This is a genomic window from Chroogloeocystis siderophila 5.2 s.c.1 (assembly GCF_001904655.1).
Taxonomy (GTDB): Bacteria; Cyanobacteriota; Cyanobacteriia; order Cyanobacteriales; family Chroococcidiopsidaceae; genus Chroogloeocystis; species Chroogloeocystis siderophila.
Window position 1 is genome coordinate 83,021 of sequence record NZ_MRCC01000011.1, and the last position, 22,967, is coordinate 105,987.

Genomic DNA, 22,967 nt, shown 5'->3' on the forward strand with positions numbered 1-22,967 from the left:
ATTAATTACACAATAATTATGTCAGCCTTGAAAACTGTTTCTTGTTTCTCTCGCAAAGAGCCTATTTTTACTTTTTGGCTCGTATTTTTATTTTTCTCTATTAGTCTCTTGAGTATTCTCAGTCATGAGATGTGGCTAGATGAACTCCAAGCATGGCTTATCGCTAGAGATAGCACCTCTATTGTTGATTTATTTCACAACCTCAGATATGAAGGACATCCAGGATTATGGCATCTTAATTTGTACTTTATTAGCCAATTTACACATAATCCAACTGCTATGCAGTTCTTTCATCTTATTATTGCTACCCTAAGTGTTTATATTTTTGTCAAATATTCACCTTTTAATAAACTGCAAAAAATATTATTCATTTTTGGATATTTTCCATTATATGAATACAATGTTATTAGTCGAAATTATAATTTAGGTGTACTATTTTTATTTGTTTTTTGCACACTATTTCCTAAACGGAGTAAGAGTTATACAATACTAGCATTTCTTCTGGCTGCTTTAGCAAATGTGAATGTTTATAGCTTTCTTATTTCTATTTGCTTATTTTTAACCTTAGTACTTGATTTTATTAGTAATAGTCAGATTCGTAAAAGTTTTCAATATAAAAAACAAAATCTTTTAATAAGTCTTGCGTTATTGGCGTTTGGGTATATAGCTGCACTTATTCAAATCATTCCTCCTGATAATGCTAAGTTTACAGGAACCACGCAAATTTTTAATGAGTCTAATAGTGTAATAAACACAATCAAGCATTTATCCTACGTTTTGATGACTGTTTGGCGAAGCTACGTTCCTCTACCAAATTTTTTGGATTATCACTTTTGGAATACTAATATACTTATTGAAGGTGCTGGCTCATTTAGAGTCATCGCGCTTCTTTTTTCTTTGTGTTTATTACTATTTTCTACAGCTATTTTTATTCAAAAGCCAATTATACTTTTTCTATACACCTCAGGAACTTTTGCAATTTTACTTTTTACTTACACAAAGTTTTCAGGATATTTAAGACATCACGGTCATTTATTCATTTTATTTATAGCGTGCTTATGGCTTGCTAATTATTATCATAAATCATACTTTTTCGGAAAAAGAATTATCAACTTTTCACAAAAGTTGACTAAATACAAAAAACAAATTTTAACAATTATTTTGTACTTTCATGTATTTGCTAGTATATTTGCAGTGAGTATGGATATGTTACATCCTTTTTCTGCGAGTAAGCAAGTTGCTCAATTTATTAAAAATCAGCAATTGGATAAAGTATTAATTATAGGTAGTAGAGATTATTCTTTAGCTCCCGTTTCTGCTTTACTTAATCAAAACATATTTTATTTAGAAAGTAATAGCTTAGGAAGTTTTATCAATTGGAATCAGCGAAGAGATTTAGATGAAGCTAGCTTTATGCATAATCTAAAAGCGGCTGTTTCGCTTCATAGTAAAAATTCTATAGTTCTTGTTCTCAATTATGAGCTTTATGAGCAAGCTTATCAATTTTTTGATGTATCACCTTTATTTAAATCAAGTCAAAGTATTGTGCATGGCGAAAATTATTACTTATACTTATTAGAAAGTAAACAAAAGTCCAATTAGCCTCTAAATAGAAAAATTATAAGTAAAGCCTGAAATGATGAATATTAGACTTCCTGCATGAATCCCAGATGTCCTGCGACTTTCTTCAGGGCTACTCAAATAAAGTGTGCCTTCGCACACTGAAATAAGCGTTTTATCAATAATTACACAGAGGTAAACAGGGGGTTTATTTAGCCGCAAATTAATTCACACTTCTCTTTATGCAGGAGGTCTGTTAATTCTATTGACTCTTGAAAAGACCAAAAATTATTTTCAACTAAGTTGTCGTATATTCTCAAAAAGGTTGATAACGTAAAGAGAAGTAAAAACCATTGTCTTGTAAGGAGTTTCCTTGGTTGGTGACTGCAATTAAAGGAATACCATAATCAAGGCGAAGCGCTAGACTTGGGCTGACTAACCAATGTAAGCCCACTCCTAAACCAGCAAGTGTTGCAGGATCAGGGTTGGGAAAGCGATTATTCCAAGCTGTACCGATTTCAACAAAGGGTGCTATTTGTAGTCGATTTGGATCGGATGTTAGTGGAAAACGAACTTCTACTGAACCTAAGATGGCATTGTCTGCAACTATTTGATTTTGACCGTAGCCTCGGACGGTATCTACTCCACCAAGACCGAATCTTTCTAGTGATAGTAACGAGTCTGGTGTCAACTGTGCATCAATGCGAGAGAGTAAAACAATTCTAGTTGATAGTTGCTGCACCCATTGAAATTGTCCTAACCAACTAAAAAATTGCCCATCAGTACCAGTATCGTTAATTGTTGCATCAAACGCATCAATGCCAAAACTAAATTGCGATCGCGCGGCTAAGACTCGTGTTGTCCCACGATCTACCCAATCTTGAGCAAAGCGTATTACACTCACTCGTGATTCTCCATTGTCAGGTCCTTCATTAAAGGAAAATGGTTCGCCAAGTAAAAAGGTACGACTGCGACGCAGATCAAATGCTAAAGATAATCCAAATTCGTTGGTAGGAGTTTGTGAAACAGGCTGACGAAATGACAGTGACAAGGTGCGGGTATCGCTTTTGATATCGAAATCGCGAAAAGGATCTTCAATAATCCGGCTATCACTGTTACCGTAACGTAAAGCAAGTGTACCATTGCTGGCATTTACGGGAATTGTATAGTTAATGTCATAAATATTGAGTCCTTCGGTAATTCCATACTCTGCACTCAAGCGATCGCCAAATCCTAATAGATTATTGTGGGTTGCAAATACACTTCCTTGTAGCGAACCAATGCTAGGAGACTGACGATTATCTGTATTCAAGCCAGCAGTGAAGGGAGGATTTTCTTGCAGACTGACTTGCAACACATTGCGCCCAGCGGTACTTCCTGCGGTTAATTCTGCATTGACTTGACGAATTAAGGGATCAATTTGCAATAGTTGTAATACACGTTCTAGGCGTTGTTGATTGACGGGTGTTTTGGTTGCAAGTTCTAAACGCGATCGCACATATTCTGATCGCAACCTTTGTAATCCATCAACATTAATACGTTCGAGTTCGCCTTCAACAACTTGGATTGTAACAATACCACTAGTAATATCTTGGTTTACAGGCAAAAATGCACCAGAGGTGACATAGCCATTATTGATATATAGCTGAGTAATATCGGTACGTAGCTGAATTAAATCTTCAAAAGTGACTTCACGGTTTGTGAAAGCTTGAGTTAGTTCAGCAATTTCGTCTTGTAAAACTGTGCTTCCTAGTACTTCTACTTTGTTGACAACAAAGCGATCGCCTATCGGAGGAGGAGTTTCGGGTGATGGAGTTGGGGGAACTTCTAATCTCGGTGCGGGTGATGGTAATTCTGGGGGTGTTTGGGGTGGTTGCGGCGGTTGAGGAATCGTGCGTTCGATTGTTTCTGGTGTATCGGGTGGAAGCGTGACTCCTGACGGTGGAGATTGTGCTAAGACACTTTTGGTAATGAGAATGGGGATAATGCTTAGGGCGATCGCTATTCCTTTCTCAGTTTGAAGTTTACCAAGAATATCAATATTCATTTATTAAATTTTATTCAGTAATTTTGCTGAACTTTTATTATTTTTAGCTTTAATTTATACAGCAAAATACTATATAAAAAATGTTCATTTTTATACTTTTTAACAAAAAGCTACGAACGACTAAGAACATTCACGACTCAGAATCAATTGCCCGTTACTCAAGCGGTATACAGCTTGCGGTTCAACAATAGGATCTCCTAGTTGCCATGTACGAGAGCTTGTATCAGATACTGAACGCACACTTCCAGTAGAATATGTAGAGGCTGCTTGCTCTCCTGGACGACTTGGCAAACCACCAGCACCTGTAATAAGAAAACTACCTGCTTGGTTGCGACTACGCGCTACACAACTATTTGCGACTAAAGTTTCTGTATTAGTTAAGTTTGCTGGCAGTTCTGTCAGGCTATTTTGAATAAAACTAACATCGGGAATATCAACAACACCTGCGACTGCACCAGTGGCATTAATATCGGCGCGGTTATTGCTATCTAGGGTATTTGGGTCACTATTAACTGCGGCTGGTTGAAAGTTTTCACCAAAAAATACGGGGGTATTAAGAGTGATATTACCACCGCGACCATCTTGAGCAAAGGCAAGAATATCGCTGTCATCGAATGCGAGGATTGAGTTAGCAGTTAAGGTGATGTTACCACCGCCACCAGTACCACTAGCAACATTGGTTTGAATGTCACTGTCACCATGCAGGCGGATATCTTGGGCTGTAATAAATATTTCCCCACCACTAGCTTGAGAAGCATTAGTCAAGATTTCTCCATTATTGGCTTGTAATGTGCCTTGTACGTCAAGTTCAATATTCCCAGCGTCTTGCTGTCCTTGACTTTGGGTAGTTATAAGTCCCTGTTCTCTAATACTTAACTGTCCGGTACTAATCTTTAAATTACCACCTCTACCAGTACTATTTGAACCAACAGCAGCACTTAATTCACTTCTTAACTGACCATCAGCAGAAATTCCCACTATTTCTAAAGAACCTGGTGCATTGATTTGCAATGTTCCGGCATTACCTGTACCATCAGTTTGAACCGATACCCGCGCTCCACCTCTCACGCTCATCCGTTCAGTTGTGATGGTGAGATCTCCCCCGTTACCAATTGCCCCTCTTTCGACCCCAGCACTAACAGTACTGCGTAATCCGTTGTTAGTAGTACCAATAACTAATAAATCGCTAGCTTGTATGCGTAACTCTCCCGCGTTTCCTCTTGCATATGTAGAAACTGATACTCTACCTCCGTCCCTAACGCTTAACTGTTGCGTGTGAAGTGTTAAATTTCCGCTATTACCTGTAATGGCTTCTGGGCTGGCAGGGGTATACACCTCCGGTGGACTAACATCAGCCCCTAAAAAGCTAGGTGCGTTATTTTGGTTTGTACCGACAACTTCCACAAAGTCTTTGGCATTAACAAAGATGTCACCACCATTACCTTCACCGGAAGTAGAAGCCTCAACACGCCCACCATTTCGAATACTTAGTCGTTCAGTTGTAAGTGTAAGCTTACCGCCGTTACCTCTAGGAAGAACTTGAGAACGAGGATCTTGTATAATGCCAGCAAAGATGCCTGTAAAGAATTCAGGATCAAGAGTATTGAATATCTGTATGTCGGCAGCATCAATTTCAAGTTCACCTGCATCTCCTTGCCCTAAAGTAGCGACTTGCACTTTGCTGCCATTGCTAATGCTCAAGCGTCCGGTTTCTAAAGTTAAGTTACCTCCACGTCCTTTACCTGTGTTTGGTTCAACTTGAGCGAGTAAACCGCCAGGAACGCCAGTTTGCCCATTTTCGCCAGCATATTCCCCATTCAGAACCACGGAGTCTGAAGCACGAACTGTTAGATTGCCTGCATTTCCGTTACCAGATGTAGAAGCAGATATTTGGGCACTGTCCAGACTCAAACTGCTAGTCTTGATTGTTAAATCACCCGCATTGCCTTGTCCATAGGTGTCAGTTGCGATAAATCCTCCATCTCTCATAGAGAGTAAACCTGTAGAAATGCGAATATTGCCTCCTTCTCCTACGGCATTACGCTCTACAGTAGTTGAAATTTGACTTGGAATTATTTCATTAACGTCTAGAGAGTTAGGACCAACTCCTTCCAAGATGACAGTATCGCGAGCCTCAATTGTGATACTGCCTGCATTGCCTTGATTCTCCGTATCAGCAAGCAAGGCTGATCCGTCTTTAAGCACTAAAGAACCCGTAGAAATTCTAATATCACCTCCATTACCGACACTACCCCCAACGTCGCTGACCTCATTGATGATCATCGAGTTTAATAACAATACCTGATCCTTTACTTGAATAACGATGTCTCCTGCGTTGCCTATACCAGAAGTCCAGCTACCAAGTTGAGCGCGATTAGTGATGGATAGTGAGTTCGCAGAGATTTCAAGACCACCAACGCTACCTGTTCCACGAGCTCCTACAATGCTAAAAGCTCCACTTGGCGATCCATTTATAACTCCATTCTCCCTTCCATCAAAAGACACTGAATCGCGGGCAGTTATTGTCACTTTGCCTGCATTTCCCTGTCCAAATGTAAGTGCCTGAATTTGTGCTCCATTTGTAACAAATAATGAACCAGTATCGATGGTTAAGTTGCCACCTTGACCTACTGCATTGGTATTTACATTTGCAGTTAACCATGAATTACCAATGATTTCCACGGAGTCGCTTGCTTGTACAAACAAGTTATCGCCATTTCCTTGACCAAAAGTATCTGCTTGTACAAAACCATCCCTGATGCTCAGCCGCCCAGTTTCTATCGTGATGTCACCAGCATTGCCAGTACCTCGATGGACTTGATTTGTGAGGAAGCCTCCATCGGTAATTTCAACTGAATCTTTAGCTTTGATTAGTATATTGCTAGTATTTCCTTGTCCATTAACAACAGCTTGAACAGCTGCATTGTCTTGAATATTTAGTTGCTCCGCTTCTATATAGATGTTTCCACTATTGCCTAAGCCACCTAAGTATAAGGTGTTAAAAATACCAGAGTTGGCTATAGCGATCACTCCTTGTGCATCAAGAGTAATGTCTCCTGCTTGAGCGCCATTTGAACCTAAATTGCTTAATATCCCAGCATAAAGACCACTTCCTTCTAGGATACTTATGTTTTGTGCAGCGATCGCAATATCCCCACCACCGCCACCTGCAACAATAAACCCTGCTGCATTTTTCAAAGAAACATCAGCCCTTGATAAATTATCTGGAACTGACAAACTAAAATTATTGCCATTATGTTCTAAGCTGACGCTTCCTGTTCCTGCTACTGCTGCGAGATCAACGCGCCCACCGAAAGTAACGATTCCGCCACCATCTGCGGTGATATCTCCACCAACGAGTAGTAAGCTTTCACCATCGGGAACTCTTAAACCAAAATATCCTGAATTACCTGCTGCATCTAATCCTGCTGGTGCTGTTGACCTGTTTTCAATAGAACTTGCATTAATTTGATTAAACAAAAATGCTGAAGGACTCACTGTTAAGAGTGATGAAGGCACATTAGGACTTGATGCATTGAATAAACCTTGTTCGCCAAACCCAATTGCATTAGCCGTCGTCGCCACAAAAGAGCCTGCAACGTTCAAACTGGCATCTTGCCCAAAAATAATACCATTAGGATTCATCAAGAATAGGTTGGCATTACCTAAAACACCAAGGGTACCCAGGATATTAGAAGGGTTGTTTCCTGTAACTCGACTGAGAATATTTTCAATTCCCGCAGGGTTACTAAAATAGGCTCCTCGTCCTGCATCAATATTAAATTCTTGAAAACTGTGAAATAGGTTAGCCCCACGAGTTGCACCACCATCTATGCGCTCGCTAGCAGTCCCATTAATAACAACATTAGGTGACACTACCGAATTTTCACTACCAAGTGTGGTATCTGGTGTAATCTGTGCTTGGGCGCATGTTGGTGAAAGTGCGATCGCACCTACTATTACCGTATGCACTAGCTGCAATCCACTCAAACTAAGTTTGCTATTAGTCATTACGGGTATATTGCCTCAACAATCCAATTACTCGGATCTGGGTCAGGGATAATTTGGTTCAAATTATACTTGTATCTATGTTTACCAAAACTAAATATTTTCTTAAGAGCCGCTAGTCCTAACAACTGTGCTCTTGAGCATCTTGATGCGATCGCTGTCTCAAACTACAAAAAGATTAATAAACTAAACAAAATTGACATATATTTCCAGTATTAATACTTAAGCTCCAGAACCAAATAGAGCAGGATTCTCTTTCCACTTGAAGCGATCGAATGACTATCTGCGAATTCTGGCGCATTCATTCTATTTGAAGTAAGTATTGCACAAAATAGCAATCAAGCTGGCACTAAATTCCAATGTTTTAACTGACGATTTTTGTATCCTACTTAATAGGCAAAAAATGCTTGAGAAAATATTAATCAACAGCTACTTCTATTTTCAAATACCAGATATTTTCGTAGCTTCAACTCAAGCAGATAATGATTTTTCTGTAGTTTTTTAGTGGTAGAGGTAAATTTATGTTTACTAGCAACAGATTGCTAAAGCTATTGGTTACAACATTTGTATTTGTACCTACCATAACTATAAGCAGTTCCTCAGTATTAGCTAAATCTTTTCAACAAGAAACTACTTCAATATCACAAACAGCATTCAAAACAGAACCACCTAACAACTCCTTACGTAACACCAATTTATCAGTGTTAGCCAGTTCTCCTGGCAATATCACACCAATGACAGTCCCTGGGGGTCGAGCATTTATTTATAGTCTCTCTACAGCAGGAACAACCTATTCTGGTAATACAAATTTTCCTACTCAAAACACATCCTACACACCTGCTTTTAATTTTAGACTTCCTGGAGCATTAGTACTTGAGTCAACACTAGCGGCTCAAAATACTAATAGAAGAAATGGAGTAAATCCAAGAGAAGTTGGACTTTTTATTGGTAATGACGCTTCTTTAAGTACTGCAGGAACATTACGTTATGGAACTCATACTTGGGTTCATCGGTATTGGGGAGGTAGAACTTTGGGCCGTCCTGCCCTAGATACAGCTTTTGTTAGCTTAAATAACATAACTAGCACTTTGAATGCTAGAGTCGATCCGCAATGGGCGCGTAACGATACTACTAATCTTTTTTCTTGGAGAAGTAGCATTTTCAGTGCTCCAAAACAGATTTTAGCAGGAGATATTAGTATTCGATTCACAAATGGAGGACGTAACGTTACTGGTAGTGCTACATTCTTTGGTAATGGCTATATAGAACCAGGTGCTTATGCCTATGTTGTAAATTTCACAGGAACACTTGCAAGATAAATCAGCCTTATTGATCGAATTAATTTTTGCAAGTGTTATCATAAAAAAATTAGATGTAGTAGGATAGAAAATTTCCTGCTACGTCTTTATTATTTAAAACTGACAGTAGTTTCATCAACCAAGTACTATTTGATCTACATAAGCTAAAATTGAGTTAATATAACTTAGTTAACTAGAACATGAAGAAGTTATGTTTTTAGCATTTAAGTTAATAGCAGCGTTAGAATTTTGAGTTAAGATAAATACGTTAGGTGTTGTAGGCTGCTGCGTTACAGGACAGTTTTCACTCGGAGTAATTTCGGTGTAGTGGATCAGCCATTGAGGAGTTTCGGAATCTGTTAGTTGCTCAATGCAGTCGATTTGCATGCTATATCCTCCAGTTGGTCGAGAACCAATAGTTAAGCCAATAACCATTTTTTGTTCAAAGTCAACAGAAGGAACAGGAAGTTTTTGTTCGTTTAAGTTGACATCTAAAAAAGAGAATTTGCGCCAAAAATTATTCCATTCTTGCTGATTTCTAAAAATAACAATTTTCGGTTCAGGTTCAAATCCTGCTACTAAAGGGTTGTAACCAACATCAATTAATTCAAAATCGATAGAATTATTCATATGACTAATTTGTAGTGTAGAAGGTTGAGAAGATATGAAGCGAGAAGCATTAGATTGCATGAAAAAAAGGCAACTTGTAGTAAGTGCGATCGCTATTCCCAATCTCAACATTTTTACAAGCCTCCGTTCTATATTTGTCGTGAATGGAGTTTGCACTAACTGAATATGGTGAGACAGCTTTTTAGTCTGCCCCACTTTTGTTATCTTTACAATTTAATTTGATGGGCTGCTCATTCAAGTCTACATAGTTGCATTTCAATTATGCAGCACCGCGTCCAATTGCCATCGCGCGTCGCACAGCAGCATCAGCATTCACAAATCCATGACCATAAACTGTATCGTAGCCTCTTGCACCTAAATCAAAAGCTGTTTGCGACAATATTTGTTTAATTCGGGTACCAGAAAGATTGCGATTAGCACTCCACACTAAAGATGCGACACCTGTAACATTTGGCGCTGCGGCCGAGGTACCATCGAACCCAGGAATGCTTCCGGTTCCCCAAAAACCAAATTGCCCATAGCGATTAGCATAAGGCGCGATCACCTCAGAAGGTCCCATTAAAGTGAGTCCAGTTCCGTACTGCGAACCCCAACCGTTTGGACCTGGATATGAAATGCGATCGCCTGGCGTAGTTACACTATTGTTTGCACTACGTGTACCCCAAGACGCACCTACAGAGATAACATTGCTGTACAACCTTGCGAGTGTTGCGGGATAAGAGATACCACTTGCTCCTAGATGACCCTCGTTACCTGCGGCAATAACAAAAAGAACGTTGGGGTTATTAGCAACAACTTGATTGAAAGCAGGGAAAATATCAGTTCGACCAAAATTACTCAATCCTGGCGCCCCTAGACTCATATTGATGACAAGACGTTGCCCTTGACTATTAGCTTGATTAATCATCGCTTGCGTAGCTTGAGCTAAGTCAAAATCTCCCTGTTCTCTACCAGGACCAGGTATGACATCAATGTTAACAACAGGAGAATTCCAGTTGATGCCACTCATTCCTAAGCCATTGTTACTTCTCGCTGCAATAATGCCCTGAACCGCAGTACCGTGAGAAGTAAAATTATCTCCATCTGTAAACTCATCGCGGTAGTTATTGCCAAATACAAGAGTTTTGTCAGCGTTTAACTCAGGGTGAATGTTACCATTACCATTTACTCCTAAGCCTGAATCTTGAACGCCAACTAGTACATTTGTGGAACCCTTAGTAAAGTGCCAGGCGTTATGCACGCCCATCATGTGCAAATTCCACTGTTGATTAAACAAGGGATCGTTACGTCTGACAAAGCGGTTAATTGTCCGATCTGCGAAGCGAATGCGATCAATTCCTTCAAACAAAATTTGACTGCCATTGTTGAGTGTAATCGCATCAAAGACGCGCGCACCATTTCCAGGGTTGTAAACTACCCCACCTCCACTAGCATTGGCAAGATTTAATCTAGCTGTAGTTGAGGAAATATTAGCAAGATTCAGTGTGTCTAATGCTCCACTACCAAAATCTACATTACCGTTGCCAGAAATGACTGTACGATTAAATCCAGATTGCCAAGTAAATGTATCCGCGCCTAAGTTGCCTAAGACTGTACGTACACCATTGACAATTGGCGTAGCAGATAAGCTAAGACGGTAATTTGTGTTACCAGTGTACCGAAAGACGTTAATATAATAAGTCCCTGCTGTTAAGCTGCCGTCTATCCATTCTGATGTTGTACCAGAAGCACCAGAAATTGCCAGGCGCGTACCATTTCCGTTGAGTAACTCGACATCAGCATCTGCTGTGAGACCATTTAGAGATAAGTTGAAACTACTGTTACTTGCTAAGCTGAAGCGATAAATATCCGAAACATCGCTATTACCAACAAAATCTGTTAGGGTAAATGGGCGATTGAGAGTACCAAGATTATACGCAGTCGCTAAGGTACTTCCAGGATCGGGTGTCACTTGTGGTGTGACTGAATTCGAGAAACTAGAACTGTAAGATGTTCTACTATTTGATAGTGGATCGTCAAATTCTGGTGATATTCCTAAATCAAGTAGTCTAGATGTTGAATGTAACTTTTCTAACGACTCATTAGCACTAGTAACAGAAAAAGACTCATGATTGCGACGAGAGGTAGCTAGCATTTTTGTTTTCTCTATAAAAGTGTTTCTATTTCTGCATTAGGTGCTTACTTTGAAAGTAAATAAACTGAAATTCATCTTAAAATTGCTACAGTCAACTTAAGATTATCTTTCTTTTTACCTATAACCTAAAAGCAGCATTATGAGTTTGTATGCTTTTTAAAATATAGAGAAAATGCAGGTAAAGTCTTGCAGTTTTGTGCAAATTTCATTGCTAAAGGCAGACATAATATAGCAATCCTAAATAGGTGGAAATAGGCAGAAGCAGATAAGCGAGAGAAACCTTTGTAGTCGCGCTGAGAAGCTAATGAATAGCTTGAGACAATTTATTGCCAGCACAACGGATGCAAGAGAGCTCAAACGCGCCCTAGCGGTCCAAATGCGGCAACAAGGTGATCCTGACCAACAGATAGAATCGCTGTTGGAGGTATAGCAGAGTTTCATCAGTAAATGGCAGCAACTCTACCAACAGCAAGGCATCGATGTACTCAAATTAGGATACTGGGGTACGCAAGGCTATCTAGATGATAGGTCTAAACAAGCAGTAATGGAATGGCTGCGTCAGCGGCAGACATGTCAACGCGAAGAGTTGCTCGCTCACGTGGATCTCACCTATGGAGTTGTCTTTAAGTCGCAACAGAGTTACAGAGTTACTACGACTTGCTGCATCAAGCTGGATCATGGAAGAAAACGCAGGCACAACGTTCCCAGAAGGACGAGGTGCAACTCACCCAAAAACACACCAAAAACACAAGAGATTGTGGAGTTACTGATGAGATGGCGCAGTCAAATCGCTTCTGGGCAAGTGCGGGTGTTGTTGGTTGATGAATGCCATTTGCTCTGGGGCGATGCTTGTGGCTATGTTTGGGGCAAAACTAACCAACGCCTTGAAGTACCGATGGCTTCTGAGCGGCAACGCCAGACCTACTATGGTGCGTTCGATTACGCCAGCAAGCAGTTTTATCTCCAAGCCTACGATGCTGGGAACACAGACAACACAATTGCCTTTTTAAACTATCTGCGCTTGCTCGATGAGCAAGCGCGTTTGCTGATTATTGGGGATGGTGCAAGCTACCATCGCTCGCAACAGTTGCGGGCGTTTTTGGCTGCTGTCAACGCTGGACTGCGCTTTGAAGACTGGAAGATTGAGTGTATTCGCTTTGCGCCTCATGCTCCAGAGCAAAATCCGGTGGAAGACATTTGGTTGCAAGCCAAGCAGTTCATTCGCAAATTCTTCTTGTTGTGTAAGTTCTTTGCTGTAGTCAAATATCTATTTGAGCTTGTCACCCATCAACAGTCCTTTACCTTTTAGAAAGCCTTTTTGTATGGTTAATGCCACATCCTATTTAGGATTGCTATAGATAGGTCAGACTCCTGAAATTGCATCATCGATCCACCCACACTCTGGGCTTATATTTAGCTAATTTATTTATTTCTACCACGTAAACAAAGGGTGCGTGTCTAATAATTCAAGTTGTTCATCTTTCGTCCACCGCTGTCGAGGTTGAATGATTTCCTCGCCATTATAGAACGAGCGTTCGATAACCAACTCGCCATTGATATACCTAGCGCCCTCTGGCTCCCACAATTCTTCATCGGGTTCTAAATCGCACGGGTTGATGTAGGGTTCGTCTTGCTCCGCTTTCAAACCCAAAAAGTCTACAAAGTGCTTGCCCTCTAATTCAGGATCAAGTCGAAAGTCCAAGCAACTATCGCCCTCCGGTCCGTAAGGATGAACTGCGCAAACAAGAAAAGGTTCGCGAGCGCATAAAAGACAGCGATCGCCCAAGCGGAAGTCGCCGCATGGCTCTAGGTTGAATCACAGTAGTGTCCTCCAATGCTGCTACTACTGTAATGCCCAATTGCAAAGGCGATATCTAAGCAGCACGAAGAGCGATCGCATCTTTTACCAAAAGGAATAAGAAGATAAATGTAAAATAGACATCTCATGATACAATGTGACCACAGAGTGACCACATTATAGTGATTGTGATGAAAAGTGTAGGTATACGCGAGTTTAGAGATAAAGCTTCTCAGTATTTGGCAAGTAAAGAAGCGATCGCAATCAAGCGTCATGGCAAAATAACAGGTTTCTATATTCCAGTTAGCGAGTCAGATGAAAAAGAAATTCAAGCAGCATTAATGCGGCTCTCCCAAACAATAGAAACTGCATTAGCTCAAAGTGGCTGGGATGAAGAAAAACTTAGCCAAGCATTAGATTTGTCGCAACCCGAATAAAATGCGCTTAGTAGTTGATGCCAATATTTTGGTAGCAGAACTAATCCGTAAACGAGGAAGAGAGTTAATCGTTCATCCTGCGTTAGAACTTTATATGGCACAGATGGCTTGGGAGGAAACTTGCCACGAATTGAGTAAGCGAGTAGAAAAAATGGTACAAAAGCAAGTATTTTCCCAAGAGGTCGGACAAAAGCTATTGACTGATGCGATCGCTCTGGCTGAAACTAAAGTGCTTGTAGTACCTCATGAAGTTTATGCCTCGTACGAAGTTATTGCCAAACTTCGCATTCCCCGCGATCCCAATGACTGGTTTACTGTTGCCCTGGCTTTAGTTTTACAAGCGGGAATTTGGACGAACGATAGTGATTTTTTGGGATGTGGTTTACCTACGTGGACTACAGAAACGCTGATTTCGCACCTAGCGCTGTAACAATATCTAGCGGAAACTTCCGTGCGGGGGTTCCCCCCGTTGAGGAAAGTTTCCAAGACATAAGCAGGGACTTATAGATTAAATAGAATTTGTGCGATCGCTCCCACTTAACCTATTTAATTACTTTTACAAAACTCAGGGTGAAACTTATGAAGCAATGCGCCTTGAGGAAATCCTTCTCTTTTTAGTTGGTGACGATTTAGATAATCCGTATCTAAAATCCCATAGCACTTAGTTTTTGCAGCAGTCTCCATCACAAACTTTTTATTAAAGACAACTCCAAAATAGGCAAAATCACTTGTTTCTTCAACCCAAGTTGGATCGATGACTTCCATATTGTCGTTCACTAACCAAGCATGAGATAAAGCTATGGGCATATCGTCTTGAATAGCAAATCCCTCGCAGTAGCTAAACAAACACCATACTTGAGTTGCTATTTATAAATTACTTTAGCTCATCTGTAGCCTCACTTAAAAAATTAGTATAATAATTAACAAAAATAATATCACGCACTTGGTCTAAAAACTTTTTTCGGTAGAGGAGTAATGAATTGAAAAGCTACCGTTCAGTCTAATCAGGTCAAGTTGGCTCTTATACAAATAAATACTTGCTTGTTCTCGAGAGAAATTCTAAAGTTTCAGTATTCTTACTGCTAAAAGGTGTTATTTTTATACATAATAATTTAGGATTAAATCAGTAGATATACTAAGTTCCCTTTATATGATTTACCAATAAAGGGTATTATGCAGCACATGAGATCCTCTAATACCCGAAATCGAGACGTTAGACTAACGCTTTTTCATACCCTTATTCGAGGTATTAGACAGAAAAAGGCATCCCAATTAATAGTTGAACCGCATACTTTTATTAACTCAGAGGTACAGATGAATAACCCTGCTTTTACTTGGCTCATTAACTGTATTTTGTTTGGCTCAATGACCGTTTCAGCCATCTCAATCAGTGAAATATCCCAAGCCCAATCTGCTCCACCCAATCGCCCACTTGACGGACCTGAAACTACTGTCGCGAACTTTCACAAATCTCTTCAAACCGTCGCTCGAAATGGCAACATTAATTCACTTAACAAGTACTACTGCTCAGTCGAAAGAGTGCTTTTAGAGCAAGGCGATCCAAGGGGTCGAAGCACCAGAGCCATCAGTGCCTATCTGCAAATGGCTTCACTGCTTAGGTCCTATTCCCTCGACACCTCTCGGCTTTACTATGAAACCAAATACTACGATCCAAAGCAGGGGAGAGCTATTGTTGCAATTACAGGAAACGTTTTACTCAGAACATCCAACAATCAAGCTTTAGTCATGCCTTATAGAAGATTTAACACCTTTGGTCGAGATTGGCTGCGACTGATCAAAGAGAATAATCAGTGGAAGCTTTGCTATAACTTGGTCAATCCGTTCAAATAAATCTGCGTTTTGTTAATGAATCAGAACAGAAAATAGCATTCATTCGAGGGAAGGCTAAATCTCTTAGCTGAAGATAACTTGTGGTAAATGATATGTGACGAGTTGCCAAAAACTTTAATTATTACCTTGGCGCTATTTCTACACCTGTAGACTGCGTGAGGAAGCTTTTATCTATCGTTGAAAGGAACCTACAACTGCAATTACATCGAGAACTATCAAGGTTTACATTATCAGTATGGATTGAAGACAGCAGCTAGAACAAGCATTGATCCAAAAGTGGTGATCGCCTTTTAACAAAGAAAATTGGGTTTTCTGGGGTGCATCTTTTATTGAATAGGAGATAGGTCATCACTTCCTGAGTGTTGGTGCTTATACTCCTGATATTGTTTATCCGGTAGTGCTCAAGATGTAATGATGGAAAAGTATAGTTTCTGGTTGTTCTTTTTCCATGCCTGCCTGTCCCATGTGTACGTCTTCTCAAACGGTCAAAAATGGTCGCATCCACAACGGAAAACAACGGTTCAAATGCCATAACTGCGGACGGCAGTTTGTCGAACAACCGACTAAAAAAGTGATCGACTCTGCCACAAGGGAACTGATTGACCGATTGCTCTTGGAACGGATTTCTCTAGCGGGAATTGCTCGTTTTGCCCAGGTTTCTGAACAATGGTTGCAAAATTACGTCAATCAGAAATATGCTCAGGTGCCCCGAAGCGTGCCGGTGGCAGCCAAAAAAAGGGGAGGCTAACAATTCAATGCGATGAATTATGGTCATTTGTGGATAATAAAGGGAACAAGCAGTGGGTTTGGTTAGCTCTCGATGCAGACACTCGCGAGATTGTTGGCGTTTATATTGGCGCACGGGACGAAGGCGCTGCCCGCAATTTGTGGCAGTCATTGCCTCCGGTATATCGTCAATGCGCAGTTGCTTACACCGATGTTTGGGCAGCCTATGGAACAGTTCTACCGAGCAAGTGCCATCGAGCCGTGGGGAAGGAGACTGGCAAAACGAGCTACGTTGAACGATTTAATAATACGCTCAGACAGCGAGTGTCTCGTTTAGTGCGAAAAACTTTGTCCTTTTCCAAGTCACTGGAGAATCACATCGGTGCTATTTGGTATTTCATCCATTATTACAATGCATCCTTACTTGTTTAGCACTACCCTGGAGCAAACGTAAAGGCGAATACCCTGGGGTCTCCAAAAAGGTAACTATAACCATTAAGAGACAGAAAGGAAAATGCGCCGAATGTGGACTTAATTTCTATCCAGACGACCTGATTGAAATTCATCACAAAAATGGAAATCACAGGGACAATCGACTGGAAAACTTAGTTGCCATCCACTTACACTGTCACGACCAGATACACGGTGGCATAGGCAACCTTTCAACTCAGCTTACTACCCATGACAGGGGTCAATTTGCAGAGGAGCCGGATGAGGGGCAAACTCTCATGTCCGGTTCTGAAGCCGAGCATGGGAGTCACCCCCATGCTTAGGTTAACTGAGTATGTCAATGAAAAAGGCAAATCAAGAATTGTTGTTAGGCGATCGCTAACACTCTCGACTTAATAGTAATCGTCCGTTTAAGCGATAAACTCCTTGTGGTTCCACAATTGGATCGCCCAATTGCCAAGGACGTGAAGATGTATTTTCAAGAATCGACTGCACAGATCCTGTGGGAAATACAGATACAGAATCTCCAGGACGTGATGGTAAGCTACCTGCACCTGTAATCAGGAAATTTCCTTGTTGAGGACTGCGGGCGATACAGCTATTGGCAATTAAAGTATCAGTATTAATAAGATTTTCTGGTAAATCTATCAAGCTATTTTGGATAAAACTCACATCAGGAATTTCTACGACTCCAGCTACAGCACCACTGGCGTTAATATCAACGCGGTTGTTACCATCCAGGTCATCTGGATTAATGTTAAATGCCGCAGGTTGAAAGTTCTCGGCGAAGAATATAGGTGTATTCAGCGTGATGTTACCACCTTGACCATCGCGGGCAAACGCTAAAATGTCACTGTCATCAAAAGCCAGAATTGAGTTAGCACTAAGGGTAATATTACCTCCACCACCCGCACCACTGGCAACATTAGTACGAAGATTACTGTCACCATGCAGGCGAATATCTCCGGCGACAATATTAATAGCACCCCCAACAGATTGACTTGCAGAAGTAGCAATTTCACCGTCGTCAGCATTTATATATTCGTCAGCACGAATACTAATACTACCTGCTATACCAGTTCCCAAGCTTTGAGCAGAGATTGTAGCGCGATCGCTCAAAAGCAAATTTCTGGTTACTAAATTAATCTCACCGCCATTCCCTGTCGAATCTGCATCTGTACTTGCAAATAATCCACTCGCAGCATTTTCGTTATTGACAATATCACGACCAAAGCGCTCAAATCGCTCAAAAAAGCTGGGATCGCTACCAGACAGAGTAATGCTGTCAGCTGCATTGAGGGTGATATTTCCAGCTTGACCGCGATCGCGACTGACAGTTAAAACTTGTCCACCACCAGTAGCCGTAAAAGTATTAGTGTTGATAGTGATATTACCGCCACCGCTAGAATTCAGCGTTTGAGCGTTGACAATCGCACCATCACGTACTTGTAAGTTGTGGGTAGCAATCGTAATATCTCCTCCTAAACCAATCGCGCCTTTCTCTGTACTCGTGAAAATTCCACTTGAAAATCCTTCTGTAGCGATGAATTCTGAAGTGTTCAAAGGATTATTAATCGGAAGTTGTACCGAACTTACACCGATAAGATCGACAGATTCAATTGCATTAATGGTGATATTACCGCCCTTACCTTGTCCGCCTGGAATTTCACCCTGTTCTCGAAATACCAAAGATTGCACTTGCGAACCATTGGTTAGAGAAAGCGATCGCGTTTGAATATTGATATCGCCACCATCACCAACTGCGCCTGAAGACACACTACTTAGGATTCCACTCACGTTATCAAGTGAAACCTTGTCAGCTTGTACAAATATAATGCCAGCATTTCCTTCACCGAAAGTATTGGCAACAATTTGCGCACCATCGACTAAAACTAAATCTTTTGTATCAATACTGATACTGCCTGCATTACCATTAGCATCGGTAGTTGTAGTACTAAAAATTCCACTTGCATTGTCTCTATTAAATCCAGTAATAGTTACATTATCGCGGGCGTCAATTTTTATGTTTCCTGCATTACCTTGTCCAAAAGTCGCAGTCGATATTTGCGTTCCTTCTGTAACAAATAGCGATCCAGTATTAATGTAAATATTGCCACCATTACCTGTAGAATCAGGAGAGACAAAGTTACCAACTAAGCTATATTCACCTAAAGTAACTTGTCCTGTCGCGTCTAAGATAATATCTCCGGCTTGTGTATCTATAGATCCTAACTCCGGTCGTATACCTGCTGATAGGAGACTTGTTCCTACAAGATTGACATTTCTAGCGTTGACTTCAATACGACCTCCCCCTTCTCCCGCTACGCCGATTCCTGCTGTATTGGTCAGTAATACATCTGCTCTTGCTACATCAGTAGGAAAAATTAAATCTAAGTGACTACCATTCACCGTTAGTTCAACTTCTCCCGCTTCAGCTAGTCCTCCAACCTCTACTCGACCACTTGGAGCTAATAAAATTCCACCATCAATAGTTACATTTGCACCTAAGAATATCAAGCTGTTACCTTGAGGTACTTCAAGAAAGCTTGTTGATTGATAAATCGAGGAATTCTCTGCAAGTTGATTAAAAAGAAATGCTGAAGGATTAACGGATAGAAGTGGAACAGAACTAGGATTAGAAGAATTGAAAATACCCTGATCGCCAAACCGAACCGCGTTTGCTGTAGTCGCAACAAACGAGCCTTGAATATCTAGTATTGCATCTGAACCAAAAATAATTCCGTTGGGGTTAATTAAAAATAAATTTGCCTTACCTAGTACGCCGAGAAGCCCTAAGATATTAGAAGGATTTTTTCCGGTGACTCGACTCAATATATTTTCAATTCCTTGAGGATTCTTAAAATAAACACTTTGTGCTGCATCTACATTAAATTCTTGGAAACTATGAAAGAGATTGATTCCACGAGTTACGCCACCTGTAATTAAATCAATAGGTGCAGGTTCAGATGATGTAACAATAGATTTTTCACTTCCTAAAGTTTCATCTGGAACAATTTGTGCCGAAGTGGGTGAAATATAGAATAACTTTCCTGTAATTCCTGCTATTAATAAACTTTTTATAAGTAGTGAATCAAAAATAAACCGACCATAATTTATCATAAAACCTAATAATATTACTAATTTTTATAAAAAATTAAGAAGTTAGCAAAGTAACTTTCACCTGATTAATGATAGGTATAATACAACTACTAAAAAACGGCAAGAAAATTTATTTTAAATAAAAATATTCGATTATATCAAAGTTGAATATGGGAGGTAGAAAATGCGGAATCTCCGCTGCAAAGTGCGCTTTTTATTAATTATGTTTCTGAGTAGCCTAACTTGCTTGTGCTGGGATAGTATGCCTTTACTCACGCAAGTGCCTTATGCACATCAGTTTGTTCAGCAAGGTATTGAGCGTTACCAAGCAGGAGATTATAATGGCGCGATCGCACCTTGGCAAAGAGCGTTAATCTTATATCAAAAAGCGAAAAATAGTCAGCAAGAAGTAGCAATAGTAGCAGAAAATTTAGCTCGAACTTATCAACAAATTGGTCAAGGCAATCAAGCGATTCGATATTGGGAACAAGCGATCGCCTACTACCGCCCAATCGATCCGCAGCAAACTGGAAGGCTACTCACTGAACAAGCACAATCATACAGTAGTATTGGGCAAAACCGACAAGCGATCGCGCTACTATGTGGAACAGTACAAGATCAAGAGTGTCTTCCGCAAACCGCAGTTAGTATTGCACGCGCGCATAAAGATTTATTAGGAGAAGCCGCAGCCTGGGGAAGCTTAGGCGAAGCTTATCGCATTCGCGGTGATTATTTACAAGCGATTAATTATTTGCACAATAGTTTAAAGATTGCTGAAGAAATTGCAAATCCACAGTTGCAAATCTCTGCTTTGAATAGTTTAGGAAATGCTTATAGTAATCTTGCACAGGTGGGCGATCGCCAGGCAAACTCTGCGGAAAAACTCGGTGAAAGCGAACAATCAAATCAACTACGCCAACAAGCCGCAAGCAATAATAGTAAAGCTTTAGAATATGTTCAAAATAGTCTTGAACTAGCACAAAAACAAAGCGATCGTACTCATCAAACGCGTGCTTATATTAATTTAATTCCTTTATATTATCGCCAAGCAAACTATACTGCTGCTGCACAAACACATCAACAAGCGCTGGGACTTTGGCAGCAACTTCCTAATGATCGGAATAAGATTTACTCAGCAATTGACCTTGCTAAACTACAGCAATCCAATACAAATTCACCAATAGAATGTTTGAATCCACAAGTTCAACCCAATGCGATCACGCTACTCGAACAAGCTGCTAGTATCGCCCAAAAAACTCAAGATAATCGTGCATTATCGTTTGCGATAGGTGAACTCGGTCATATTTACGAATGTCGTCAAGACTACACACCAGCATTAAAATTAACACAACAAGCACGCTGGGCTGCTGAACAAGACAAAGATAGTCTTTATCTTTGGGAATGGCAAACAGGCAGAATTTATCAAGCTCAAAATCAAAAACCTTCTGCAATCAATGCTTATGAAAAAGCAATAGCAACTATTGAAACAATTCGCGATGAAATCCTGACAGCTAACCGCGATTTACAATTTGATTTTCGCGACACTGTTGATCCTATTTATCGCGATTTAATTACAATGAAATTAGATACTGTTCCCTCTGCTGTTTTATTAGCTGCAACAGATGCAAATACTAAAAATCTTAGGTCTGTATTGTCAACAGCCGATTCACTCAAACTTGCAGAACTTCAAAATTACTTTGGTGATGATTGCACTCTGAATGTTGTCAATCAGCAAGGAATAGATATTGGTAGCATAGACAAAAATACAGCAATTTTTAGTTCTATTATTCTAGATAAGCAAACAGCAATTATTGCTAGTTTTCCTAACGGAAATAAAAAAGTTATTTGGTTGAATAAAGATAATGAAAGTCTCCGTCAAGAAATTAATGAATTTCGTTTAGGACTCGAAAGCTTTTTTGATGAGTACGATCCGCAACCCGCGCAGAAAGTTTATGATTGGTTAATTCGTCCTTTTACGTCTGAATTGCAGCAAGCAAAAATCAACACGCTTGTTTTCATCCAAGATGGAATTTTACGCAGCGTACCAATGGCTGCACTGCATGATGGAACACAGTTTTTAATTCAAAAATATGCAGTAGCAACAACTCCTGGATTAAGTTTAACCGAGTTGAAAGCTTCAAATCCACAAAATTTCCGCGCGCTTGCATTAGGGTTAACTGAAAGTGCTGTGATTGATGGTCAAAAATTTGCCCCACTGTCGCACGTACAACAAGAAATCGGCGAAGTTCAAGAACAATTAAAAGGTAGTACACCTTTATTAAATGCAGAATTTAATCGCACGCGCTTGCAACAAGAGTTGAGTGAAAATAGTTATCCAATTATTCATATTGCGACTCACGGAGTGTTTGGCACGGTTCCAGAAGATACGTTTCTGGTTACTGGAAATCAAGAGAAACTAACAATTACGGAACTTGATATGTTGATTCGCAGTACGACTAAAAATACGGAACCTATTGAACTTTTAACGTTAACCGCTTGTCAAACTGCGATCGGAGACGATCGCGCTGCGTTAGGTCTTGCTGGGGTTGCTGTCCAAGCAGGTGCTAAAAGTGCATTAGCCTCTTTATGGTCGATTGAAGATGCAGCAACTGCACAAGTAGCCGCACAATTTTATCAAAGCCTAACAGATTCTAGAATGAGTAAAGCACAAGCTCTACAGAAAGCTCAATTAGCACTCATTGAAAAAGGTGACAAATATACCCATCCAGCTTACTGGGCGCCTTATATTCTCATTGGAAATTGGTTATAACAAATGCTAATTGGTAAATGGTCATTTTTGACGGGCAAAATCTCTGATCGCCGATTACCGTTTTCCTGTGCAAATCATTAGACATCTTGCATAAATGCTAGTGCGAATTTACTCGTAGCTAAACTAACCCTGTCCACCTCCGTGGACATTAATAAAACT

General features: G+C 40.3%; 15 protein-coding genes. 8 read left to right on the top strand and 7 right to left on the bottom strand.

Features of this window, described 5'->3' with window-relative positions; all coding sequences use genetic code 11:
- Positions 1–18: 18 nt before the first annotated feature.
- On the top strand, positions 19–1,602 hold the full coding sequence (locus tag NIES1031_RS14385; RefSeq protein ID WP_218596808.1) for a hypothetical protein: 1,584 nt from the start codon (positions 19–21) through the stop codon (positions 1,600–1,602).
- Positions 1,603–1,876: 274 nt separating this feature from the next.
- Here NIES1031_RS14385 and NIES1031_RS14390 read toward each other — a convergent pair whose 3' ends face one another.
- Together NIES1031_RS14390 and NIES1031_RS14395 are read right to left on the bottom strand one after the other, a co-directional pair.
- Positions 1,877–3,607, bottom strand: coding sequence for a ShlB/FhaC/HecB family hemolysin secretion/activation protein (locus NIES1031_RS14390; protein ID WP_073550225.1), 1,731 nt, complete (start codon positions 3,605–3,607; stop codon positions 1,877–1,879).
- Between the two features lie 120 nt (positions 3,608–3,727).
- Positions 3,728–7,618 carry a two-partner secretion domain-containing protein gene (locus NIES1031_RS14395; protein ID WP_073550227.1) on the bottom strand — a complete coding sequence of 1,297 codons (3,891 nt, stop codon included), beginning with the start codon at positions 7,616–7,618 and terminating at the stop codon, positions 3,728–3,730.
- Between the two features lie 518 nt (positions 7,619–8,136).
- Between NIES1031_RS14395 and NIES1031_RS14400 the strand changes: the two genes are divergently transcribed.
- The gene (locus tag NIES1031_RS14400; protein ID WP_073550229.1) at positions 8,137–8,934 is read left to right on the top strand and encodes a hypothetical protein; all 798 of its coding nucleotides are present in this window, start codon (positions 8,137–8,139) and stop codon (positions 8,932–8,934) included.
- Positions 8,935–9,102: 168 nt separating this feature from the next.
- Here the strand turns inward: NIES1031_RS14400 and NIES1031_RS14405 are convergent, their stop codons facing one another.
- Both NIES1031_RS14405 and NIES1031_RS14410 read right to left on the bottom strand, forming a co-directional pair.
- Entirely contained in the window at positions 9,103–9,543 is a 441-nt protein-coding gene (locus NIES1031_RS14405) for a protease complex subunit PrcB family protein (RefSeq protein WP_073550230.1), read from the bottom strand.
- A 259-nt stretch (positions 9,544–9,802) separates the two neighbouring features.
- Positions 9,803–11,677, bottom strand: a complete 1,875-nt coding sequence (locus NIES1031_RS14410; protein WP_073550231.1) for a S8 family serine peptidase — start codon at positions 11,675–11,677, stop codon at positions 9,803–9,805.
- 475 nt (positions 11,678–12,152) lie between these two features.
- On the opposite strand from NIES1031_RS14410, the gene NIES1031_RS14415 reads away from it, so the two are divergent.
- Positions 12,153–12,986 carry an IS630 family transposase gene (locus NIES1031_RS14415; RefSeq protein WP_236738848.1) on the top strand — a complete coding sequence of 278 codons (834 nt, stop codon included), beginning with the start codon at positions 12,153–12,155 and terminating at the stop codon, positions 12,984–12,986.
- A 123-nt stretch (positions 12,987–13,109) separates the two neighbouring features.
- Here NIES1031_RS14415 and NIES1031_RS14420 read toward each other — a convergent pair whose 3' ends face one another.
- The gene (locus NIES1031_RS14420; RefSeq protein ID WP_218596809.1) at positions 13,110–13,379 is read right to left on the bottom strand and encodes a hypothetical protein; all 270 of its coding nucleotides are present in this window, start codon (positions 13,377–13,379) and stop codon (positions 13,110–13,112) included.
- 287 nt (positions 13,380–13,666) lie between these two features.
- On the opposite strand from NIES1031_RS14420, the gene NIES1031_RS14425 reads away from it, so the two are divergent.
- Positions 13,667–13,912: a hypothetical protein gene (locus NIES1031_RS14425; protein WP_073550233.1), complete on the top strand. Its 246-nt coding sequence runs from the start codon at positions 13,667–13,669 to the stop codon at positions 13,910–13,912.
- A gap of 1 nt (position 13,913) precedes the next feature.
- Positions 13,914–14,342 (top strand): putative toxin-antitoxin system toxin component, PIN family, encoded by a 429-nt coding sequence (locus NIES1031_RS14430; protein ID WP_073550234.1) that lies wholly within the window; start codon positions 13,914–13,916, stop codon positions 14,340–14,342.
- 116 nt (positions 14,343–14,458) lie between these two features.
- Here the strand turns inward: NIES1031_RS14430 and NIES1031_RS14435 are convergent, their stop codons facing one another.
- The gene (locus NIES1031_RS14435; RefSeq protein ID WP_143167781.1) at positions 14,459–14,677 is read right to left on the bottom strand and encodes a hypothetical protein; all 219 of its coding nucleotides are present in this window, start codon (positions 14,675–14,677) and stop codon (positions 14,459–14,461) included.
- 549 nt (positions 14,678–15,226) lie between these two features.
- Between NIES1031_RS14435 and NIES1031_RS14440 the strand changes: the two genes are divergently transcribed.
- Both NIES1031_RS14440 and NIES1031_RS23390 read left to right on the top strand, forming a co-directional pair.
- Positions 15,227–15,763 (top strand): hypothetical protein, encoded by a 537-nt coding sequence (locus NIES1031_RS14440; protein ID WP_143167782.1) that lies wholly within the window; start codon positions 15,227–15,229, stop codon positions 15,761–15,763.
- Between the two features lie 448 nt (positions 15,764–16,211).
- Positions 16,212–16,921, top strand: a protein-coding gene (locus NIES1031_RS23390; RefSeq protein ID WP_422614090.1) for an IS1 family transposase whose coding sequence is annotated in 2 segments (ribosomal slippage) — positions 16,212–16,502 and positions 16,505–16,921 — 708 coding nt in all. Because the reading frame shifts where the segments join, the coding sequence is not laid out codon by codon here.
- Between the two features lie 396 nt (positions 16,922–17,317).
- Here the strand turns inward: NIES1031_RS23390 and NIES1031_RS14455 are convergent.
- Positions 17,318–20,059, bottom strand: coding sequence for a two-partner secretion domain-containing protein (locus NIES1031_RS14455; protein WP_073550238.1), 2,742 nt, complete (start codon positions 20,057–20,059; stop codon positions 17,318–17,320).
- 163 nt (positions 20,060–20,222) lie between these two features.
- On the opposite strand from NIES1031_RS14455, the gene NIES1031_RS14460 reads away from it, so the two are divergent.
- Positions 20,223–22,808 carry a CHAT domain-containing protein gene (locus NIES1031_RS14460; RefSeq protein WP_073550239.1) on the top strand — a complete coding sequence of 862 codons (2,586 nt, stop codon included), beginning with the start codon at positions 20,223–20,225 and terminating at the stop codon, positions 22,806–22,808.
- The last annotated feature ends 159 nt before the right edge of the window (positions 22,809–22,967 follow it).